The sequence below is a fragment of the Roseococcus sp. GW821-FHT12F05 genome, assembly GCF_058806835.1.
In genome coordinates this window covers 219,151-238,668 of sequence record NZ_JBXAQB010000008.1, presented here as the reverse complement: position 1 = coordinate 238,668, position 19,518 = coordinate 219,151, and the positions used below count along the sequence as shown (strand labels likewise).

Genomic DNA, 19,518 nt, shown 5'->3' with positions numbered 1-19,518 from the left:
AGCCTGGGTCTGAACCGCCCGGGAGGCCAAACCGCGTGAACGATGTCGAGCTGGTCGCCGTGACCAAGCGCTATGGCGCGGCGATCGCGGTGGATGCGGTCGACCTCGCGATACCAGAGGGCTCCTACACCTGCCTGCTCGGGCCGTCGGGCTGCGGCAAGACCAGCACGCTGCGGATGATCGCGGGGCATGAGACGGTGAGCGCGGGCGACGTGCTGCTCGCCGGCCGCAACGTGACCCTGCTGCCGCCGGCCGAGCGCGGCACGGCCATGATGTTTCAATCCTACGCGCTGTTTCCGCATCTCTCGGCGCGCGACAACGTGGCCTTCGGGCTGCGCATGCGCGGGGTCGCGAAGGTGGAGCGGCTGGCGCGCGCGGACAAGTTTCTCGACCTGGTGCAGCTCAGCCACCTCGCGGACCGGCTGCCGGCGCAGCTCTCGGGCGGGCAGCAGCAGCGCGTGGCGCTGGCCCGTGCGCTGATCACCGAGCCGCGCGTGCTGCTGCTGGACGAGCCGCTCTCGGCCCTCGATCCCTTCCTGCGCGCTAAGATGCGCGAGGAGCTGAAGCGGCTGCAGCGGGAACTGGGCATCAGCTTCATCCACGTCACCCACAGCCAGGAGGAGGCCATGGCGCTCTCCGACCTCGCCGTGGTGATGGACCAGGGCCGCATCGTGCAGGCCGCCCCGCCGCGCGAGATCTTTCTGCGCCCGGCCTCGGCCTTCGTGGCGCGCTTCATCGGCGGCCACAACGTGCTCACGCGCGAGGGCCGGCCGATCTCGGTGCGCACGGACCGATGCTATCTGGATGCCTCCACGCAGGGGCCGCGGCATGAGGGAAAAATCCGCGCGCTGGAATATCTGGGCAATGCCGTCCGCATCGTGGTCGTCTCCCCCGACGGCACCGAGGCCGAGGCCCTGCTGCCCGAGACGGCCGCCGCGCCCGAGCTCGGCGCGCCCGCCACCCTGGCCTGGAACCCGGCCGACGAGCACGCGCTCGCGGCCTGATCGTCAAAGGAGAGAAACATGACCGACCACACGAAGAAGAACGGCACCGCCTCCATCACGCGGCGCGGCGCGCTCGCGCTGACCGGCGCCGCCGCGGGGTCCGGCGCCATCACGGGCTTTCCGACGATCTGGGCGCAGAACATCCGCAATGTCACGCTGCGCCAGGCGGGCACGGGCGTCTCCGGCCTCAACGCCATCGCCGAGCAGTGCAAGAAGGATACGGGCATCACGCTGCAGCTCACGGTGATGGACACCGATGCGCTGGCCCAGCGCGCGGCGACGCAGCCGCGCAGCTTCGACATCGCCGACATCGAGTACATGACGATCAAGAAGGTCTATCCCGTCGGCACGATGCAGGCGATCGATCGCAAGCGGATCACCAATGCCGACAAGATCGTGCCCATCTTCATCAACGGCCGGCTGACGCCGACCAGCACCATCGCGCAGGGCACGGCGCCTCATACGGTGGGCTTCGTGGCAAACCGGACCGCGACCGCCTTCGAGACCTCGCCGACGGACTGGATGACGCTGATCCCGACCATCTACAACGCCGACACGCTCGGCATCCGGCCGGACCTCATCAGCCGTCCCATCCGCAACTGGAAGGACCTCGTGGACCCCGCCTTCCGCGGCAAGGCCTCGATCCTGAACATCCCGGGCATCGGCATCATGGATGCGGCGATGGTGATGGAATCGCTGGGGCAGGTCCGCTACGCCGACAAGGGCAACATGACGCGGGCGGAGATCGACCGCACGACCGCCTTCCTCATCGATCTCAAGCGGCAGGGGCATTTCCGCGCCTTCTGGAAGACCTTCGACGAGAGCGTGAACCTGATGGCCTCGGGCGAGGTGGTGATCCAGTCCATGTGGTCGCCGGCGGTGGCGGCGGTGCGCTCGCGCGGGATCGCCTGCACCTACCAGCCGCTGGAGGAGGGCTATCGCGCCTGGGGCGGCGGCCTCGGCATCGCGCGGCACGTCTCGGGGCTGCAGCTGGATGCGGCCTATGAGTACCTGAACTGGTACCTCTCGGGCTGGACGGGCGCCTACCTGAACCGGCAGGGCTACTACTCGGCGGTGCTGGAGACGGCGCGCGCCCATATGTCGCCGGCCGAATGGGACTTCTGGATGGAGGGCAAGCCCGCCGCGGCCGACATCCTCGCGCCGGACGGCCGCCTGATGGAGAAGGCCGGCACGGTGCGCGACGGCGGCTCGTTCGTGGAGCGCATGGGCAAGGTGTCCTGCTGGAACTCCGTGATGACCGAGGACCGCTACATGGTCCAGAAGTGGAACGAGTTCATCGCGGCTTAGGATCGTGCGCGGCGTCGTCTCCTGGCTCCTGGCGGCGCCGCTCGCGCTGATCCTGGCGGTCTTCCTGGTGCTGCCGCTCGGCGTGCTCGTGGTCGTGAGCTTCTACGACTACGACAGCGTGCGGATCATCCCGGATTTCGTGACCACCAACTACGTGGAGGTCTTCGGATCTCCCGTGACCTTGCGCACCTACGCCAAGACCTTCTGGTTCGCGGGGATCACCTGGGCGATCACGCTGCTCGTCGGCTTCTGGATCGCCTACTACCTGGCCTTCGTCATCGAGGGGACGGGGACGCGCACGCTGCTCTTCCTGCTCTGCACGATTCCCTTCTGGACCTCGAACCTGATCCGCATGATCGCCTGGGTGCCGTTCCTCGGGCGCAACGGGCTGCTGAACCGGGCGCTGATCGGCACGGGGGTGATCGACCAGCCGCTGGAGTTCCTGCTGTTCTCGGACTTCGCGGTCATCCTGGCCTTCGTGCACCTCTACACGCTCTTCATGGTGGTGCCGATCTTCAACACGATGATGCGCATCGACCGGCGGCTGATCGAGGCGGCAGTGGATGCCGGCGCGGGCTTCTGGCGCGTGGTCTGGCACGTGATCCTGCCGCTGACCAAGCCGGGCATCGCCATCGGCAGCATTTTTGTCGTTGTGCTGGTCATGGGGGACTTCGCAACGGTGCGGCTGATGAGCGGCGGGCAGAGCGCCTCGGTCGGGCTGATGATCAGCAACCAGATTTCCTTGCTGCAGTATCCGGCGGCTGCGGCCAATGCGGTCGTGCTGCTGATCGTCGTGCTGATGATGGTCGCGGCCATCCTGCGCGCCGTCGATATCAGGAAGGAACTGTAGGCCATGCCGGGCAAGCTGGGCCGCGGGCTGCTGACGGCGCTGTTCCTCGCCTTCGTGCTCTTCCTCTACGGGCCGACGCTGACCATCACCGTCCTCTCCTTCCAGGGGCCGGACGGCGGCTTGACCTTCCCGATGAACGGCGTCTCGCTGCACTGGTTCGGGCGGCTCTTCGAGCAGCAGGCGGTGGGCGATTTCGGCGCCTCCATCACGCGATCGCTGGTCCTGGCGGCGATGGTGACGATCGCAACCGTCGTGGTGTCGCTCTCCGCCGGGATGGCCTTCCGGCGGCGCTTTCCGGGCTCGGCGGGGCTGTTCTACGTGACGATCGCCAGCCTGATCCTGCCCTCCATCCTGGTCGGCCTCGGCATAGGGCTGCTGTTCAACCGCGCGGAGATCGACCCGATGTGGTGGAGCTCGGGCTTCGGGGCGCAGCTCACCTGGACGCTGCCCTTCGGGCTGCTGATCATGCTCGCGGTGTTCAACCGCTTCGACAAGGCCTGGGAGGAGGCGGCGCGCGACCTCGGCGCCACCGCCTGGCAGAGCTTCTGGCACGTCGTGCTGCCGATCGTGGCGCCAAGTGTCATTGGCATTGCACTCTTCGGCTTCACCTTGTCCTTCGACGAATTCGCCCGCACCCTGCTGACGGCGGGAACGGACAACACTTTGCCCCTCGAGATCCTCGGCATGACGACGACGGTCACGACGCCGGTGCTCTATGCGCTCGGCACGGCGAGCACGGCGCTGTCCTTCCTGGTGATCGGCGTGGCGCTGCTGGGGCTGCTCCGCGCGAAGAAGAGGCGGGGCTGATGGCGAACTTTCTGTGCATGACCTGCGGGACGCAGCACGCCGAGACGGAGGCGCCGCCGGAGCGCTGCCTGATCTGCGCCGACGAGCGGCAATACGTGCCCGCCGCCGGCCAGCGCTGGACCACGCTGGAGGCGATGCGGAAGACCGTCATGGCGACCTTCCGCCACGATGCCGGTGTGCTCGGCATCGGCACGGCGCCGTCCTTCGGCATCGGCCAGCGCGCGCTGCTGGTGCGCACGCCCTACGGCAACGTGCTGTGGGACTGCATCTCGCTCATCGACGATGCGATGGTCGAGCTCATCAAGGGGCTCGGCGGCATCCAGGCGATCGCGATCTCGCACCCGCACTACTACACGAGCCTAGTGGAATGGAGCCGGCGCTTCGGCGATGCGCCGGTCTACCTCCATGCCGCCGATCGCCAATGGGTGATGCGGCCGGACGAATGCGTGCAGTTCTGGGAGGGCGAGACGAAGGAGATCCTGCCGGGCCTGACGCTCATCCGCGCCGGCGGGCATTATCCGGGCGGCACGGTGCTCCACTGGGACCGCGGCGGGCCGGAAGCCCGCGGTGCGCTGCTGACGGGCGACATCCTCCAGGTCACGGCGGATTCGAAGTATCTGGGCTTCATGCGCTCCTACCCGAACTTCATCCCGCTCGGGGCGGCGGCGGTGCAGCGCGTGGCGGACAGCGTGTCGGCCTTCGCCTTCGACGCGATCTACGGCGCCTTCTGGGACCGCGTGATCCCGCGCGGCGGGCGGGCGGCGCTCAACGCCTCGGTGACGCGGCACATCCATTGGCTGGGGCGCGGCGCGCTGGAGTAGCCGGGCGGGAAAGCTGCCAGGGCGTCAACCCGGGGGCGGCGCGGCCGTTTGCCCTCGGAGGAGACGCCCCCATGAACCCGACGCCCCGATGACCGCCTGGGATCGCCGATGATCGGCGTGGCGCGGATCCGCCAGGGCTGGGCCGACCTGCTGGCCTCCTTCTGGCTGCGGCCTTCGATCCTGGTGCTGGGGCCGTCCTGCTCGGCCACGTGCTGGTCGGCCTGGAGGGCGACGCCGCCATGCCCGGCTGGACCGCCGGCTGGGTCTATGCGGGGAGCGCCACGGGGGCGCGGGACGTGCTGGGCGTGGTCGCGGGCTCCACGATCGGCGTGGCCGGCACGGTCTTCTCGATCACCGTGGCGGCGCTGACGCTCGCGTCCAACCAGATGGGGCCGCGGCTGCTCCGCAACTTCACCCGGGATGCGGGCAACCAGTACGCGCTGGGCACCTTCCTCGCGACCTTCGCCTACACGCTCGTCGTGCTTCGCTCGGTCCGCGGCGCCGAGGAGGGCGCGGCCTTCGTGCCGCAGATCGCGGTGACGGTGGGGCTGGCCCTGGCCTTCGTCTGCGTCGGAATCCTGGTGTGGTTCCTGCACCACGTGGCGGCGTCCATCAACGTCGTGCAGGTCACGGCCCTGGTGGCGGACGATCTCTCGGCCGTGATGCGATCGCTGCCCCGGCGCGAGGAGCCGGAGAAGGCCGCGCCGGCGGCCGCGGACCGGAATTGGGACGAGGCCGCGCCGCTGCGGGCGCCCGGCGCGGGGTACCTGCGCGTTCTGGACGACGATGCGGCGGCGGACTGGGCCGCCGAGCACGACGCGGCGCTGCAACTGCGCGTCCGGCCGGGGGACTTCGTCTTCCCGGGCAGCAGGATCGGCCGCTGCCTTCCCGCGGACAAGGCCGGCGCGGCCGAGGAGATGCTGCGCGGCGCCATGGCCTTCGGGCGCGCCCGGAGCGCCGAGCAGGATCTGGAATACGTGGTGCGGCAGCTGGTGGAGGTGGCGCTGCGGGCGCTCTCGCCCAGCATCAACGATCCCTTCACCGCCATCGCGGTGCTCGACCATCTGGGCGCCGCGCTGTGCCGCCTGGTGGGGCGGGCGCTGCCGGACGGCGTCACCCGCCGGGACGGGCGCATCCGCCTCGAACGGGCGGCGACCGACTATGGTGGCCTGCTCGACGCCATGTTCCACATGTTCCGCCAGGCCGCGGCGAGCCAGCCTTCGGTCATGATCCGCCTGCTGGAGGTGCTGGCCGAGGTCGAGGCCGTGGAGCCCGATCCCGGGCGCCGCCAGGCGCTGCGCCGCCATGCCCAGATGGCGGCCGAGGCGGCCGCGGCCGCCACCCGGGACCCCTCGGCGCTGGAGGCCATCCAGCTGCGCCAGACCCAGGCGACCGCGCGGCGCGAGGCGGAGTCCTGAGGCGTCCTATCCCAGGGAGACATTGCCAGCGCGGACGACGGCGCCCCAGCGCGCCGTCTCCGACGCCACGAAGGCCGCGAAATCCGCGGGTGTCGTGGCCTCCACCAGGAAGCCCTGCTGGGCGAAGCTGTCCTTGATCTCCGGCGCCTGCATGGCGCGCGCGACCTCGGCGTAGAGCCGGTCCAGGATCGGCGCCGGCAGGCCAGCCGGTGCGAAGAGGCCCTGCCAGGAGAAGGCCTCGAAGCCCGGCAGGCCGGATTCCGCCATGGTCGGCACCGCCGGCAGAAGCGGGTGGCGCGTCAGCGAGGAGACCGCGAGCGGCCGCACGGCGCCGGCACGGATCTGCGGCAGCATCACCAGCACGTCGCCGAAGCTGGAGAGGACCTGGCCCGCGATGAGGTCCGTCGTCGCCTGGGCCGAGCCGCGATAGGGGACGTGGACCAGCTGCACGCCGGCCTGCTGGCCGAACATCTCGCCCGTCAGGTGCATCGAGGTGCCGTTGCCGGGCGTGGCGTGGGTGATGGTGTTGGGCGCGGCCTTGGCCGCGGCGATGTAGCCGGCCATGTCGGTGACGGGCATGGAGTTCGTCACCACCAGCACCAGCGGCGCGGAGACCACGCGCGAGACCGGCGAGAAGGAGCGCACGGTGTCGTAGGGCAGGTTGGGATAGAGGCTCTGCGCGATGGCGTTGCTGCCGGTCACGCCCATCAGCAGCGTGGTGCCGTCGGGCGGCGACTTCGCGACGTAGTCCGCGCCGGTGGTGCCGCCGGCGCCGGGGCGGTTCTCCACCAGCACGGTCTGGCCGAAGGCGGGCGAGAGGCGTTCGGCGAGGCGGCGCGCCAGGACGTCGGTGCTGCCGCCGGGCGGGAAGGGGACGACGATGCGGACCGGGCGGGTGGGCCAGGCCTGCGCAAAGGCTGATGGGGCAAAGGCAGGCGCGGTAAGGGCGGTCAGGCCGGCCGCGAGCGTGCGGCGCGTGAGGGCGAAGGTCATCCCGGTCTCCGAGGAAATTCGTCGTTGTTCCCTGCAATCATCATGCCGCGAAGCGTGTCGGCGAGAACGCGGAAAGATCGATCTGCGGCGTGCGGCCCGCGACGAGCGCGGCGATCTCGCGCCCGGTGCTGGCCGCGCCGCACATGCCGACATGGCCGTGGCCGAAGGCGAACCAGGCATTGTCCACCTTCGGCGCGCGGCCGATCACCGGGAGGCTGTCGGGCAGGCAGGGGCGGTGGCCCATCCATTGCGTGGTGCGCGAGGTGTCGAGGTGGGGGAACATGTCCTTGGCGCGGGTGAGAAGCACATCGGCGCGGCGGTAGTCGGGCGCGGCCTTCAGGCCGGCGAACTCCACGGAGCCGGCGATGCGCAGGCCCATCCGCATCGGGTTCACCATGATGTTGTGCTCGACAGCCATCACCGTGTGGCGCAGCGCGAGGTTCGTGCTCTCGACGGTGACGTGGTAGCCGCGCTGCGTCTCCAGGGGGATGGAGGTGCCGAGCTGCGAGGTCAGCCGCGCCGACCAGGCGCCGCCGGCCAGGACGACGCCTTCGCAATCGAGCGTCTCGCCGTCCTCCGTCGTCACGCCGGTCACGGAGCCGCCGGCCTGGCGGAAGCCGGTGACGCGCTTGCGGACGATCTGCGCGCCGTCGCGCTCGCATTGCGCGAAGAGCGCGCGGGTGAAGGCCGCGGGATCGACCGTGGAGCCGTTCTCCGGCGCCAGGATGCCGAAGCGGAAGCGGCCCTTCAGGTCGGGCTCCAGCGAGACCAGCTCCTCCTCGCCGACGTCGCGCATGACCACGCCGAGCTTGCGCCGCAGGCCCATGCCCCAGGCCCATTGCTTCGCCGCCTCCTCGCCGGAATAGACGTAGAGGCAGCCGCTGCGCGTCATCAGCCCCATGGCGCCGGCGCGCTGCAGCAGCGGCTCGTAGCATTCGAAGATCGGCGCCAGCAGGCCGCGGAGCGCGGTGGCGATCCGCACCACCTCCTCGCGTGAGGAATGGCGCAGGAACTGCATCAGCCAGGGTGCCGCCACCGGCGCGTACCACCAGCGCACCGTCAGCGGACCGAGCGGATCGAGCAGCCATTTCGGCACCTTCTTCCACATCCCCGGCATGCCCACCGGCAGGCAGGCGGAGGGCGAGAGGGAGCCGGCATTGCCGAAGGAGGTCGCCTCGGCGGGGCCGAGCGGGTCGACGAAGGTGACCTTGTGCCCCTCGTGCTGCAGCCAGGCCGCGGCACAGGTGCCGACGATGCCATTTCCGATCACCGCGATGTGCATGCGCGACCTTTCAATCGGCCAGCCGGCCGAGGGCGAAGTACCAGTGGATGGCGCGGCGCTCGAAGGCGAGAAACCCCCGGTTGAGTGCGTAGCCGAGCAGGGCGAGCAGGATGACGGTCGCGTACATCTCCGGCGCGCGGCCGGCGAACTGCATGAGGACGAGGTAGTGGCCCACGCCCTGCTCGCCCGCGATCATCTCGGCAACGACGGTGACGACCAGCGCCAGCGCCAGCGCCACCCGGAAGCCCGCGAAGATGTAGGGCAGGCAGGCCGGCAGGATGATGTGGACCGCGCGGCGGAAAAAACCGATGCCGAAGGTGCGGCCCATGGCGACGGCATCCGCCTCCACGGCGCGCACGCCCTGCATGGTGTTGGTGAGCACGGGGAAGAAGGCGGTCAGCGCGACGACGGTGACCTTCATCGTGTTGTCCAGGCCGAGGAAGAGGACCAGGGGCGGGATCACGGCCGGGATGGGGATGGGCCGGATCAGCTCGACCGTCAGGCTGAAGAGCCGCGCGGTGAGGGGCAGCGTCGCGAAGAGCAGACCGACCACCACGCCCGCCGCGCCGCCCGCCAGCAATCCGGAAAACATCCGCCAGAGGGTGCCGCCGACCAGCACCGGCAGCTCGCCGCTGAACATGTCCTGCGCCAGCGCGGCGAGGACGGTGCTGAGCGGCGGCCAGTTCGGCGTGTGCATCCAGTCGAGCCGCGCCGAGACCTCCCACAGCAGCAGGAGGCCCAGGATCAGCAGGGCGCCGGAAGAGAGCCGGACGGCGCGCACCTAGGCGTTGGCGGTGCGGAAGATCAGCGAGGCCGGGGCGGGGAAGCGGCCGCCCATGCCGTAGCGCGACATGGTGGTGATGACCTCCTGCACCTCGGCCGATGTCACCGCCTTGGGATAGGCCGGCAGCGCCACCTGGCGCAGCCGCTCGACCGGCACGCGGCTGAAGGCGGAGATGAGGTCGAGCAGGGCAGGGTCGGTGCGGCGCGCGGTCACCCAGTCCACGCCCTTGAACAGCGCGCGGGCGAAGCGGTCGAAGACCTCGCCGTTGCGGTCCAGGTCCTCCTTCATCGCGACGTATTGCGCGACGGTGGAGCCGGGCGCGGTCTCGAAGATCGGCCAGCCGATGCGCTCCAGGCGATCGCCGTGGGAGGCCAGCGCGCCGGCGACGAAGGGCTCGCTGAAGATGGCGGCGTCGATCTGCCCGCCGGCCAGGGCGTCGGCCATCTGCGGGAAGGGGACTTCCACGGTGGTGACCTTGCGCCAGTCGCCGCCGGTTTTTTCCACCCAGGCCATGCCGCGCAGCCAGACGATGTTGTTGCGCGTGTTGGAGGCGATGCGCTTGCCCTCGAGATCCTTGCCCGTGGCGATGCCCGTGCCCTTGCGGGTGAGGATGGCGAAGATGTCGGGCGGGCTGGCGGTGCCGGCGGAGGCGCCGGCGACGAAGCGGAAGTCCAGCCCCTCGCGGATGCCGAGCAGGATGGAGACCGTGTTGGAGAAGACGAGGCGGAACTGGCCGGCGACCATGCCCGGCAGGCCGGTGGCGCCGCCGGCGGTGGTGGAGGTGTCGATCTCCAGGCCCTCGGCGGCGAAGTAGCCCTCGCGGATGGCGGCGTGCAGCGGCGCCACGTCCAGCACGGGGATGACGCTGACGCGCAGCCTGGTGAGCGTCTGGCCGATCAGCGGCGGCGCGGCAAGCGGCAGCGCGGCGAGCGCGAGGGCGGTGCGGCGGGTGATCTGGCTCATTCGTGGAGTCTCCGTTCGTTCAGGATCGATTGGCCGGCTGCCAGTGCAGCGCGCGGCGTTCGGCAACGAGAAAAAGCCCGTTCAGCGCGAGGCCGAGCACGGCGAGGATGATCAGCCAGGCGTACATCTGCCGGATGAGGAAGCTGCGCTGCATGTCGAGGATGAGGAAGCCCAGCCCGCCCTGGCCGGACAGCATCTCCGCCAGCACGGCGAGCACCAGCGCGAGGCCGAGGCTGATGCGCATCCCCGCCAGGATGAAGGGCAGCGCCGAGGGCAGCACCAGGTGCCAGAGCGTATGCGCCGTGCTCCAGCCATGGGTGCGCGCGGCGTCGAGCATCACGCGGTCGGTGCCGCGCACGCCCTGCAGCGTGTTCACCAGCACGGGGAAGAGCACGGCGAGCGAGACGGAGGTCACCTTCATCGTCGTGCCGATGCCGAGAAAGAGCATCAGCGGCGGCACGAGCGCGGCCTTGGGGATGGGCCGCATGAGCTCGACCAGCGGCTCCAGCAGGCGGAAGGCGGCGGGGAACCAGCCCATGGCGAGGCCGGCGGCAATGCCGAGGACGCTGCCGATGGCGAAGCCGGAGAAGACCAGCTTCAGCGTGGCGAGCAGGGGCTCGACGAACTCGCCGGATACCAGCAGGTCCCAGAGGGCGAGGCCGATCACGGTCGGCGGCGGCATCAGCGCGCGGCGGATCCAGCCGGCATTCACGGCCACTTCCAGGCCCACGACGATCAGCCCGAGCACGACCAGCCCGGGCAGCCAGGAGAGAACGCGCCTGGACAGGTTTCCGGCTGACGCAGTCATCCGGAAACCTGTCCAGCTTGATGGACGGGCGCATGTTCCGGGTCGCCAGGCCTCGCCGGACCTGAAGATGCCGGGGCAGCCTGGCGGTTCAGCAGCTTGCCCAGGAGGTGGTGGCGCAGCTCCAGGAAGCGCGGCAGCTCGCGCGTGGTGATGGGGTCGCGCGGGCGCGGCAGGCCGACCTCGACCATCTCGGCGAGGGTGGTGGGGCGGTTGGTCAGCATGGCGATGCGGTCGGCCAGGTAGATCGCCTCCTCCACGTCATGGGTGACGAGCATCACGGTGAGCTTCCGCTGCGTCCAGATGTCGAGGATGAGCGCCTGGAGGTCGAGCCGGGTCAGCGCGTCCACGGCGCTGAAGGGCTCGTCCATGAGCAGCATGGCGGGCTCGGCGGCGAGCGCGCGGGCGATGGCGACGCGCTGCTGCATGCCGCCCGAGAGCTGCCAGGGGAAGTGGTCGCCGAAGCCGGCGAGGCCGACCTGCCCGAGCTGGACTTCCGCGGCGTCCCGCGCGCGGCGGCGGCCGACGCGGTGCTCGACGGCGAAGGCGACGTTGTCGCGCACGTTGCGCCAGGGCAGCAACGAGCGCGTGTACTGCTGGAAGACATAGACCGCCTCGGGCGGCGGTCCCGTGACCTTGCGGCCGGCGATGCGCGCCTCGCCGGAGGTGGGCGCCAGCAGGCCGGCGGCCATCTGCAGCAGGGTGGACTTGCCGCAGCCGGAGGGGCCGAGCACGGCCATGAACTCGCCCTCGCGGACCGAGAAGGAGACGCGGTCCATCACCCGGGCGGGTGGGCCCGAGCGGGACGGGAACTCCTTGGTGACGGCCTCAAGCTCGAGGAAATCCATGAACCCACCCTGTTGCGGCCGTGTGATGCGCGCTCGCTGCGTTCCGGGTCTTGTGCCCGATTCCGCAGCCTCAGAAGAGTTCAAAATACTCCCGGTGTTCCCATTCCGTCACCTCGGCCTCGAAGCGGGCGATCTCGGCGCGCTTGAGGCGGAGGATGTAGTCGACGAAGGCGTCGCCGAAGCTGATACGGGCGACCTCGGAGGTGTCGAGCGCCGCCAGCGCCTCGCCAAGGCTGCGCGGGAGCATGGGCGCCTGGGTCTCGTAGGGCGTGTCGGCGGAGGGGCCGGGATCGCGCTTCTCCGCGATTCCATCCAGGCCGAAGGCGAGCTGCGAGGCCATGTAGAGATAGGGATTGGCCGCGGGCTCGCCGACGCGGTTCTCCAGCCGGGTCGCGGCATCGCCGGGCGTGCCCAGCGCGCGCACCATGACGCCGCGGTTGTCCACGGCCCAGATGGCGCGGTCGGGCGCCAGGGAATAGGGCCGGTAGCGGCGGTAGCCGTTGATGGTCGGCGTGGAGAAGACCGAGGCCGCGCGCGCGTGGTGCAGCAGCCCCCCGAGGAAGTGCAGCGCGGTCTGCGAGAGCAGGGCGCCATCCTGGCCGATGAAGACGTTTCGCCTGGTGTCGCGATCCACCAGCGACTGGTGCAGGTGCCAGCCGCTCGACATCACGTTGGGGATGCGCGGGCGGCACATGAAGGTGGCGTGGTAGCCGTGCCGCCGCGCCACCTGCTTCACCGCCGAGCGGAACAGGATCATCAGGTCGGCCGAGGCCAGGGCCGGCAGCGCCTGGAAGGTGAACTCCACCTGGCTCGGCCCGTACTCCACCTCCATGGAGCGCAGCGGCAGGCCGAGCGCCTGGATCTCGCGCCGCAGGATCTCCAGCGCGGGGTCGAGCTGGTCGTAGCGGAGCTCGGTCAGGTAGTTGTAGCCCTGGGTGAGCAGCGCGACCTCGGGCGGCGCGCCGGGCTGGCCGGAATCCTCGGGCGCCAGCTTCGGGTCGAGCAGCTTGAACAGGTGGAACTCGACCTCGATGCCCGTGACGTAGTCGAAGCCCAGCGCCTCCGCCTCGGCGAGCTGCTTCCTCAGCGCGCCGCGCGAGGAATAGGGGGCCACGCGGCCGTCGGCGAAATGCGCCTCGCAGAGGATCCAGCCGGTGTGCGGCGCCCAGGGCAGCACCTTGAAGGTGGCGGGATCGGGGATGATGAGGAAGTCGGCCGCGCCCTGGAAGGCGAGGTCGTTCATGCCCGCGCCGGCCGTGAAGACCGGGAAGGCCGTGCGGTGCGAGGTGTCCTTCAGCAGCAGCGTCGTGGTCAGCGCCACGCCGTCGCGCATCGCCTTCGCGGCCTCGGCGGCGACGATGGTCTTGCCGCGGAGGATTCCGTGCTGGTCGGGGAAGGCGAGGCGGATGACGCCGATCTGATCGGCCTCGATGCGGCGCAGCACCTCGGCGCGGGCCTCCTCCGTGTGGAGGCCGTGTCGCTCTACAAAAGTCACTCTGCGGCGAGCGCCGGCGGGGCCCAGGGGGCGGCGGAGCGCCGGCGCGTCACCGCGTCCTTCCAGTGCTGCTCCCAGTTGGCGGTGGGCGCCATGCCGTCGATGGTGCTGGGGCCGGTGAGGGCGGCGGCGCGAGAGTCCTGCATGAGGGGCGGGCGATTGCCTTCCTCGACGGCGGCCATGGCGCGCAGCATCAGGCGGCGGTTGGCGGCGATGGCCTTGTCCGTGCTGGCGAGGTGCTCGCGCGTGCGGTCCTGGATCGCGCCCTGCGATTCCACGGCCCATTGGTCGTGCGTGTTGATGTCGTCGCCCATGCCCGTGTAGGTCGAGCTCTCCTGCTCGTGCGGATCGTAGCCGTAGTCGTTGGCGCGGCCGCGGATCGGGATGTAGTCGGGCATGGTGTAGGAGCCGAGGCGCTGGTTGCGCATCTGCTCGCGATCCACCGGGCCGGCGAAGCTCGTGAAGATGGCGATCCAATAGCAATGCGTGTCGTCCACGGGCATGTGCCACTGGGTGATGGTCATCTCCGAGCTCATGGGGATGACGAAGGCCTGCGGGAAGTAGAGATTCGTCACGCGGACATGCGTGGTGGCCTCGTTGATCTCGCGCAGGGCGTAGAGGCGCAGGCCGTAATCCGTGTTCTCGACCTCGATGCGCGGGCGGGAGAATTCGCGCAGCACATAGGTCATCGGCAGGTCGGAGCCGTCGGAGGTGGCGCGGAACTGCTTGCCGTAGGCGTCGGCGGCGTCGCCGTCCTCGAAGAAGCGGTGCAGATAGGAGGCGTGGGCGGGATCGATGCCGACCTCCAGCGCCTGCAGCCAGTTGCACTCGATCAGGCCCTTGAAGGCGAAGGTGTGCGTCTCCGGCGCGGCGAAGCAGTCGAAGGCGGGGAAGGGGGGCGCCTCACCCTCGCCCAGATAGGCGAAGACGATGCCGCTGCGCTCGACCACGGGATAGGCGCGCTGGCGGATGCGCGAGCAGAGAGTGCTGCCTTCCGGCTCGGCCGGCGTCTCCAGGCACTTTCCCTCGACGTCGAAGAGCCAGCCGTGGAAGGAGCAGCGGATACCGCCATGCTCCAGCCGCCCGAAGGCAAGGTCGGCATTGCGGTGCGGGCAGTCGCGGTCGAGCAGGCCGAGGCGGCCCTTCTCGTCGCGGAACAGCACGAAATCCTGGCCCAGCGCACGCACGGGGCGGACGGGGCGCTTGCCCTCCAGCTCGTCCAGCAGCGCGATCGGCTGCCAGTAGTGCCGCAGCATCTTCCCGCCGGGCGTGCCGGGGCCGACGCGGGTGAGGCGCTCGTTCTGTTCGGCGGAGATCATGGCGCTAGGCTCCGAGGGCTGTTCGATCACCGAACACTTGTGCGATGATAGCAAGCGTCGCTTTGATGACGCAACAAGGATGCTGTCATGGCGCGATTGCGCGCACAGGATGCGGAACGCCGGCAGTCGACCAGCCCGGACTTCCTGGAGGCGCTGGCGCGCGGCCTCGCCGTGCTCCAGGCCTTCGGGCCGGAGCGCCGGCAGATGACGCTGGCCGAGGTGGCGCGCGAGGTGGACCTGCCGCGCGCCACGGTGCGCCGCGCGCTGATCACGCTGACGGAGCTCGGCCATGTGGAGACGGATGGCCGCCTCTTCCGCCTGACGCCGGGGGTGCTGCGGCTGGCGGCCGCCTATCTCGGCTCCAACGGCGCCTCGACCATCCTCCAGCCGCGCTGCGAGCGGCTGAGCCTGGCGCTGGGCGGGCCCTGCTCGGCGGCGGTGCTGGACGGCGAGGAGATCGTCTTCGTGGCCTATGGCCAGCCGACGCGGATGGTCTCCGTGACGACGATGGTGGGCTGGCGGCTGCCGGCCTTCTGCACGGCGCTCGGCCGCGTGCTGCTGGCGGGGCTGGGGGATGCGGAGCTGGAGGCCTTTTTCACGAATGTGCGCCCGCAGGCGCTGACGCCGCAGACGGAACTGAATCCCAGGATGCTCCGCGCCCGCGTCCTGGAGGCCCGTGCCGAAGGCTTCGCGCTGGTGGACCAGGAGGCGGAGATCGGATTTCGTTCGCTCGCCGTCCCGCTGCGGCGCTACGACGGGCGTGTCATCGCCGCGCTGAATCTCGGCATGCAGACCGAGCGCGGCACCGCCGAGGCGCTGCGCGAGAGGGCGCTGCCGGTGCTGCGCGCGGAGGCGGAGGAGATCGGCGCCCTATTGGTGTGAGCGCAGCAGCGCGAGCTGCTCCTCCGTGACGGCGATGCCATGCGCCGCCGCCTCGGCGCGCGCCTGCAGGCGGCGCTGGCCGGGGAGGCGCTCGGCGCCGGCCTCCATCAGCCGGGAGACCAGCAGGTCCACACGGGCCGCCGCATCGTGGCGACCCTCGATCAGGATCACGATCTGCCCGGCATTGGCCGTCAGCGCGCCGGGGTAACGAAAGGCCTCGTCCTCGAAGCCGAAGCGCCCGCCGGTCAGCGCGGCGGCGAGCAGTTCCACCATCATGGCGATCGCCGCGCCCTTGTGGCCGCCGAAGGGGAGGAGCGCGCCGCCGTCCTGCATCGCCTTCGGGTCGGTGGTCGGCGCGCCGTGCCGGTCGAGCGCCACGCCGGCGGGAATGGCGCGGCCGTCGCGCGCGGCCATCAGCACGTCGCCATTGGCGATGGCGCTGGTCGCCATGTCCCAGAGGAGCGGAGGGCCGTCGGCGCGCGGGCAGGCCAGCGCGATCGGGTTGGTGCCGAGCACGGCCTTCCGCGCGCCGAAGGGCGCCACGCGGCTGCGGCCATTGGCCATGGCGAGGGCGAAGAAGCCGGACTCGGCGAAGGGCTCGATGTCGGTGGAGAGGGAGGCATAGTGATGCGCGTTGCGGATGGCGGCGCAGGCAATGCCGTTGGCCGCCGCCGCTTCCAGCAGCCGCGCGCGGCCGGCCTCCAGCGCCACCTGCGCGAAGCCGCCGTTGCCGTCCACCGCGATGAGTCCGGGCTTGGGCTGCTCGACCACGGGCAGGGCGGCGCCGTCCAGGTAGCCGCTGCGCAGCGAGGAGAGGTAGCCGGGCACCCGGAAGAGCCCGTGGCTGTGCACCCCGTCGCGCTCGGCCTGCGCGACGGCGCCGGCGAGGATCGCGGCGCTCGCCTCGGGCATGCCATGCTTGGCGAAGGCCCGCGCCAGCAGCGCGTGCAGCTCGGCGTAGGCCAGCCTCACTTCTTCAGCCGCATCGAGGCCGCCAGCGATTTCCGGGACTTGGCGATATGCGCCTCCAGCAGCGCGGCCGCCTTCGCCGCATCGCCCGCGCGGCAGGCAGACAGGATCTCGCGATGCTCGATCTGCGGCCATTCCTTGCCCGTGGCCTGCGAGAGCCGGAGCCGCAGGAACCGGTCCGCATTGGCGAAGTTCGCCTCGATCAGCCCGAGCAGCGTCGGCCGGCCGCAGGGCGCGTAGAGCGCCGTATGGAACCGCCAGTTGCAGGTGGTCCACTGCGCGGGATCCTCGGCCAGGTCGTATTCGGCGAGGATTCCCTCCAGGTGCTCGAAGTCCAGCTCGCTCATGTTCGGGACGGCGAGCTTCAGCGCCAGGCCTTCCAGCGCCATGCGGATCTCCATCCGCTCCAGCGTCTCGTCGAGCGTGAGCGGCGCCACGCGGGCGCCGCGATGCGTGTCGTGGATGACCAGCGCCTCGGCCTCGAGCTGGCGCAGCGCCTCGCGCACGGGGATGCGGCTGGTGCCGAAGCGCGTGGCGAGCTCGTCCTGCCGCAGGCGCGCGCCGGGGGCGATGGCGCCGGACATGATCTCGGCGCGGAGGGCGGAGGTGATGGCCAGCGAGGCCGGCTGGGCTTCGGTCAATTTCTTGCATCCCTGGCGTGATCAAGCGTTAGCGCATCGCCGGATTGGATGTAAAGTTTGACTCTTGGATCCAATCCTGTTGGATTTGTATGTACCGCCGGACAGGAGCCGCCCATGCCCCATGCCAACAGACGCGCCGCCCTCGGCCTGATGATGGCGGGCGCCGCGGCCCCTGCGGTCCGGGCCCAGGCAGGGTATCCCAACCGTCCCGTCCGCGTGGTGCTGCCTTTCGCGGCGGGCGGCGGCACGGACGTGATGACCCGCGTGATCGCCGAGCATCTGGGCAACCGCCTCGGCCAGCGCGTGCTGGTGGAGAACATCACCGGCGCCGGCGGCAATATCGGCACCGAGCGCGTGATCCGCTCGACGCCCGACGGCTACACGCTGCTGCTCTCGACGATGAGCATCGTCTCCATCAATCCGGCGCTCTACCGCAACCTGCCGATCGACATCCCCAACGACCTCGTTCCCGTCTCGCTGCTGCTGGAGACGCCGCAGGTCGTGGTGGTGAATCCGGGCCGTCCCTGGCGCACGCTCGCCGAGGTGGCGGAGGCGGCCAGGGCGGCGCCGCGGACCATCACCTTCGCCTCGGCCGGCGCGGGGACCTCGACGCATCTCTACGGCGAGCTGTTCAAGCACGTGACGGGGACGGATATCGTGCACGTGCCCTATCGCGGCAACGGCCCGGCGCTGGCCGACGTGATCGCCGGCCATGTGGACATGATGTTCGACCAGGTGCCGAACTCGGCGGACCACATCCGCACCGGGACCGTGCGCGCGCTGGCCGTCACCAGCGTGGAGCGCATGTCCTTCGCGCCGCAGGTGCCCAACGCGGCCGAGGCGGGGATGCCGGGCCTGATGGGCACCTCCTGGTCGGGCATGAGCGCGCCGAAGGGGACGCCGCCGGAGATCGTCAGCCATCTCAATGCCGAGCTGCAGCAGGTGCTGGCCAGCCCGGCGGTGAAGACCCGCCTGGCGGAACTCGGCGCCACGGCGCGCGGCAGCACGGCGCAGGCCTATGGCGAGCTGGTCGCGGCCGAGCTCGCGAAGTGGACGGCGGTGATCCGCGCGGCCAATCTTTCGGCGAACTGATGACCGACATCCTGATCATCGGCGGCGGCGTCATCGGCTCGGCCGCCGCCTTCTTCCTCACGGGGAGCGGCCAGGCCGGGAAGGTGACGGTGCTGGAGCCCGATCCGCTCTACAGCAAGGCCGCGACGCCGCGGGCCTCGGGCGGCGCAAGGCGGCTGTTCTCGTGCCCCGAGAACATCGAGATGTCGAACTACAGCATCCCCTTCTACGAGAATTTCGCCGAGCACTGCACCGTCGACGGCGAGCCGCCGGAGATCGGCTTTCGCCGCGACGGCTACCTGTTCATTGTCCCGCCCGAGGGGGTGGGCATCATCGAGCGCAACCATGCGCTGCAGACCTCGCTCGGCGTGAAGGTGGACCTGCTCGACCGCGACGCTCTGCAGCGCCGCTTTCCCGCGATGAACGTGTCGGACATCGGCGCCGCCTCGCACGCGCCGGAGGATGGCTGCCTGGAGCCCAATGGCGCGCTCCAGGGCTTTCGCCGGAAGGCCCGCTCGCAGGGCGCGGAATACCTGGCGGAAAAGGTCGTCGCCATGACGGCCGAAGGCACCGCCGTCCGCAGCGTGACGCTCTCCAGCGGCGAGGTGCTGCGGCCGCAGCAGGTGATCTGCGCGGCCGGCACCTGGTCGGCCGACGTCGCCGCCATGGTCGGCATGTTCCTTCCCGTCGAGCCCATGCAGCGCCACGACCATTTCTGGGAATGCCGCGCGGAGATGCCGCGGCTGCCCTTCGTGAAGGACCTCAACGGCCTCGGCTTCCACAACTGGGACCGCGGCTATGCCGGCAGCGTCGTGGATTTCGGCATCCCCGCCGGCGAGAACTGGGAGGTCGACCACGACTACTTCCAGCGCGTCGTCTGGCCGCATATCGCGCACCGCTTTCCGATCATGGAGGAGCTGAAGCTGCGGGATTCCTGGGTCGGCCACTACGACCGCAACCGGCTCGACGGCAACATGATCCTGGGCAACTGGCCGGGGAAGCTGGACAATTTCTTCGTCGCCTGCGGCTTCTCCGGCCATGGGCTGATGCATGCGCCGGCCGTCGGGCGCGCGCTGTCGGAGCTCGTCCTGCACGGCGGGTACCGGACGCTCGACCTGACGCGCATGGGCTATCAGCGCGTCCTCGACGACGAACCCTATGCGGAATCCGGAATCCGATAGACGGTATAATGACTTCAAGGGAGGCAGCGGCGTCCATGGATGAGGCATTCCGTCGCTGGACGGGGCCAGGGAGTGGG

General features: G+C 70.3%; 19 protein-coding genes. 9 read left to right on the top strand and 10 right to left on the bottom strand.

Annotated elements, in window-relative coordinates; all coding sequences use genetic code 11:
- Positions 1–35 precede the first annotated feature (35 nt).
- The 6 genes from AC1ROY_RS20430 to AC1ROY_RS20405 all read left to right on the top strand — a co-directional run bounded on the left by AC1ROY_RS20430 (position 36) and on the right by AC1ROY_RS20405 (position 6,208).
- Entirely contained in the window at positions 36–1,004 is a 969-nt protein-coding gene (locus AC1ROY_RS20430) for an ABC transporter ATP-binding protein (RefSeq protein ID WP_493150715.1), read from the top strand.
- Positions 1,005–1,022: 18 nt separating this feature from the next.
- Positions 1,023–2,312: an ABC transporter substrate-binding protein gene (locus AC1ROY_RS20425; RefSeq protein ID WP_493150714.1), complete on the top strand. Its 1,290-nt coding sequence runs from the start codon at positions 1,023–1,025 to the stop codon at positions 2,310–2,312.
- A 4-nt stretch (positions 2,313–2,316) separates the two neighbouring features.
- The gene (locus AC1ROY_RS20420; protein ID WP_493150713.1) at positions 2,317–3,162 is read left to right on the top strand and encodes an ABC transporter permease; all 846 of its coding nucleotides are present in this window, start codon (positions 2,317–2,319) and stop codon (positions 3,160–3,162) included.
- A 3-nt stretch (positions 3,163–3,165) separates the two neighbouring features.
- The gene (locus AC1ROY_RS20415) at positions 3,166–3,969 is read left to right on the top strand and encodes an ABC transporter permease (RefSeq protein WP_493150712.1); all 804 of its coding nucleotides are present in this window, start codon (positions 3,166–3,168) and stop codon (positions 3,967–3,969) included.
- Positions 3,969–4,790: an MBL fold metallo-hydrolase gene (locus tag AC1ROY_RS20410; RefSeq protein ID WP_493150711.1), complete on the top strand. Its 822-nt coding sequence runs from the start codon at positions 3,969–3,971 to the stop codon at positions 4,788–4,790. The genes AC1ROY_RS20415 and AC1ROY_RS20410 overlap by 1 nt, the downstream gene beginning before the upstream one ends.
- Positions 4,791–4,891: 101 nt before the next feature.
- Positions 4,892–6,208 (top strand): DUF2254 domain-containing protein, encoded by a 1,317-nt coding sequence (locus AC1ROY_RS20405; RefSeq protein WP_493150755.1) that lies wholly within the window; start codon positions 4,892–4,894, stop codon positions 6,206–6,208.
- A 6-nt stretch (positions 6,209–6,214) separates the two neighbouring features.
- Here the strand turns inward: AC1ROY_RS20405 and AC1ROY_RS20400 are convergent, their stop codons facing one another.
- The 8 genes from AC1ROY_RS20400 to AC1ROY_RS20365 form a co-directional block, all read right to left on the bottom strand.
- Positions 6,215–7,201 carry a tripartite tricarboxylate transporter substrate binding protein gene (locus AC1ROY_RS20400; RefSeq protein WP_493150710.1) on the bottom strand — a complete coding sequence of 329 codons (987 nt, stop codon included), beginning with the start codon at positions 7,199–7,201 and terminating at the stop codon, positions 6,215–6,217.
- Between the two features lie 40 nt (positions 7,202–7,241).
- Positions 7,242–8,483, bottom strand: coding sequence for an NAD(P)/FAD-dependent oxidoreductase (locus AC1ROY_RS20395; protein ID WP_493150709.1), 1,242 nt, complete (start codon positions 8,481–8,483; stop codon positions 7,242–7,244).
- Between the two features lie 10 nt (positions 8,484–8,493).
- Entirely contained in the window at positions 8,494–9,264 is a 771-nt protein-coding gene (locus AC1ROY_RS20390; protein ID WP_493150708.1) for an ABC transporter permease, read from the bottom strand.
- A complete protein-coding gene (locus AC1ROY_RS20385) occupies positions 9,265–10,230 on the bottom strand; it encodes an ABC transporter substrate-binding protein (protein ID WP_493150707.1) in 966 nt (321 codons plus the stop codon).
- 19 nt (positions 10,231–10,249) lie between these two features.
- The gene (locus tag AC1ROY_RS20380) at positions 10,250–11,038 is read right to left on the bottom strand and encodes an ABC transporter permease (RefSeq protein WP_493150706.1); all 789 of its coding nucleotides are present in this window, start codon (positions 11,036–11,038) and stop codon (positions 10,250–10,252) included.
- On the bottom strand, positions 11,035–11,883 hold the full coding sequence (locus tag AC1ROY_RS20375; RefSeq protein WP_493150705.1) for an ABC transporter ATP-binding protein: 849 nt from the start codon (positions 11,881–11,883) through the stop codon (positions 11,035–11,037). The genes AC1ROY_RS20380 and AC1ROY_RS20375 overlap by 4 nt, the downstream gene beginning before the upstream one ends.
- A 70-nt stretch (positions 11,884–11,953) precedes the next feature.
- The gene (locus AC1ROY_RS20370) at positions 11,954–13,327 is read right to left on the bottom strand and encodes a glutamine synthetase family protein (RefSeq protein ID WP_493150704.1); all 1,374 of its coding nucleotides are present in this window, start codon (positions 13,325–13,327) and stop codon (positions 11,954–11,956) included.
- Between the two features lie 47 nt (positions 13,328–13,374).
- The gene (locus AC1ROY_RS20365) at positions 13,375–14,697 is read right to left on the bottom strand and encodes a Rieske 2Fe-2S domain-containing protein (protein WP_493150703.1); all 1,323 of its coding nucleotides are present in this window, start codon (positions 14,695–14,697) and stop codon (positions 13,375–13,377) included.
- Between the two features lie 87 nt (positions 14,698–14,784).
- Here AC1ROY_RS20365 and AC1ROY_RS20360 point away from each other — a divergent pair, with 87 nt between their 5' ends.
- Positions 14,785–15,579: an IclR family transcriptional regulator domain-containing protein gene (locus tag AC1ROY_RS20360; RefSeq protein ID WP_493150702.1), complete on the top strand. Its 795-nt coding sequence runs from the start codon at positions 14,785–14,787 to the stop codon at positions 15,577–15,579.
- On the opposite strand, the gene AC1ROY_RS20355 is transcribed toward AC1ROY_RS20360, so the two are convergent.
- Together AC1ROY_RS20355 and AC1ROY_RS20350 are read right to left on the bottom strand one after the other, a co-directional pair.
- Positions 15,568–16,551 carry an Ldh family oxidoreductase gene (locus tag AC1ROY_RS20355; protein ID WP_493150701.1) on the bottom strand — a complete coding sequence of 328 codons (984 nt, stop codon included), beginning with the start codon at positions 16,549–16,551 and terminating at the stop codon, positions 15,568–15,570. The genes AC1ROY_RS20360 and AC1ROY_RS20355 overlap by 12 nt on opposite strands.
- Positions 16,548–17,189: a GntR family transcriptional regulator gene (locus tag AC1ROY_RS20350; RefSeq protein ID WP_493150700.1), complete on the bottom strand. Its 642-nt coding sequence runs from the start codon at positions 17,187–17,189 to the stop codon at positions 16,548–16,550. The genes AC1ROY_RS20355 and AC1ROY_RS20350 overlap by 4 nt, the downstream gene beginning before the upstream one ends.
- Before the next feature lie 114 nt (positions 17,190–17,303).
- On the opposite strand from AC1ROY_RS20350, the gene AC1ROY_RS20345 reads away from it, so the two are divergent.
- Both AC1ROY_RS20345 and AC1ROY_RS20340 read left to right on the top strand, forming a co-directional pair.
- A complete protein-coding gene (locus AC1ROY_RS20345) occupies positions 17,304–18,281 on the top strand; it encodes a Bug family tripartite tricarboxylate transporter substrate binding protein (RefSeq protein ID WP_493150699.1) in 978 nt (325 codons plus the stop codon).
- Positions 18,281–19,441, top strand: coding sequence for an NAD(P)/FAD-dependent oxidoreductase (locus AC1ROY_RS20340; protein ID WP_493150698.1), 1,161 nt, complete (start codon positions 18,281–18,283; stop codon positions 19,439–19,441). The genes AC1ROY_RS20345 and AC1ROY_RS20340 overlap by 1 nt, the downstream gene beginning before the upstream one ends.
- Positions 19,442–19,518 lie beyond the last annotated feature (77 nt).

Excerpts from the sequence above, each read along its gene's own strand:
- AC1ROY_RS20340 (WP_493150698.1), top strand. The coding sequence starts at position 18,281 with ATGACCGACATCCTGATCATCGGCGGCGGCGTCATCGGCTCGGCCGCC.
- AC1ROY_RS20425 (WP_493150714.1), top strand. The coding sequence starts at position 1,023 with ATGACCGACCACACGAAGAAGAACGGCACCGCCTCCATCACGCGGCGC.
- AC1ROY_RS20360 (WP_493150702.1), top strand. The coding sequence starts at position 14,785 with ATGGCGCGATTGCGCGCACAGGATGCGGAACGCCGGCAGTCGACCAGC.
- AC1ROY_RS20375 (WP_493150705.1), bottom strand. The coding sequence starts at position 11,883 with ATGGATTTCCTCGAGCTTGAGGCCGTCACCAAGGAGTTCCCGTCCCGC.
- AC1ROY_RS20415 (WP_493150712.1), top strand. The coding sequence starts at position 3,166 with ATGCCGGGCAAGCTGGGCCGCGGGCTGCTGACGGCGCTGTTCCTCGCC.
- AC1ROY_RS20365 (WP_493150703.1), bottom strand. The coding sequence starts at position 14,697 with ATGATCTCCGCCGAACAGAACGAGCGCCTCACCCGCGTCGGCCCCGGC.
- AC1ROY_RS20380 (WP_493150706.1), bottom strand. The coding sequence starts at position 11,038 with ATGACTGCGTCAGCCGGAAACCTGTCCAGGCGCGTTCTCTCCTGGCTG.
- AC1ROY_RS20395 (WP_493150709.1), bottom strand. The coding sequence starts at position 8,483 with ATGCACATCGCGGTGATCGGAAATGGCATCGTCGGCACCTGTGCCGCG.
- AC1ROY_RS20385 (WP_493150707.1), bottom strand. The coding sequence starts at position 10,230 with ATGAGCCAGATCACCCGCCGCACCGCCCTCGCGCTCGCCGCGCTGCCG.
- AC1ROY_RS20400 (WP_493150710.1), bottom strand. The coding sequence starts at position 7,201 with ATGACCTTCGCCCTCACGCGCCGCACGCTCGCGGCCGGCCTGACCGCC.
- AC1ROY_RS20345 (WP_493150699.1), top strand. The coding sequence starts at position 17,304 with ATGCCCCATGCCAACAGACGCGCCGCCCTCGGCCTGATGATGGCGGGC.
- AC1ROY_RS20410 (WP_493150711.1), top strand. The coding sequence starts at position 3,969 with ATGGCGAACTTTCTGTGCATGACCTGCGGGACGCAGCACGCCGAGACG.